1 protein-coding gene is annotated in these 615 nt (G+C 43.6%); it reads left to right on the forward strand.

Going from position 1 to position 615, the window contains the following annotated elements:
• On the forward strand, positions 1 to 615 hold a 615-nt coding region (locus ES677_RS15440; RefSeq protein WP_170235082.1), incomplete at both ends, for a hypothetical protein.

A 615-nucleotide genomic window follows, 5' to 3' on the forward strand; every position in this document is an offset into this window, starting at 1 on the left:
GAAATTAGTGGCGAATCGCCACTAAGCCAAACGCTATGTTCTGGTGCCACTCCAGAAGACTTAAGTTTTATAACCGATAGCGGAGGAACCGGTACCATTATTTACCAATGGTATGCTTCAGATGATATAATAATCGATGCATCTGATGCAGCAGTCGGTACAAACACAACTGTTTTCAACCCGGGTGTACAAAGTCCAGGGACCTATTACTATTATGTAACGGTTGATGTTGACGAAAGTTTAGGATGTGCCGATGTCTCGAGTGCTATTTTTACTATTGAAGTAATAGAAGATCCAGAGGTGGTAATCACCCCATCCGAACAAACGATTTGTACTGGGGTCTCCGCCGATTTATTAGTCGCTCAAGTAACCGGAGGTCTCGATTTAAACGCAGATGGCAGTATTGATACTGCCGACTACAACTTTCAGTGGTATTTAAACGGCACGCCCGTATCAGAAATAAATGATGCGGATGGTAATACGAGTACTTTTAATCACGACAACTCTTTACCAGCAGGCGTGTACACTTACTATTGCGAAATAAGTCAGCCAAACGCTTACGACTGTAACGCCACGAGTAACCCGGTAACCATAACGGTAAATGAAGGGCCATCT

Origin of the sequence: Bizionia gelidisalsuginis, assembly GCF_008086185.1 — a bacterium.
Classification (GTDB): Bacteria; Bacteroidota; Bacteroidia; order Flavobacteriales; family Flavobacteriaceae; genus Bizionia; species Bizionia saleffrena.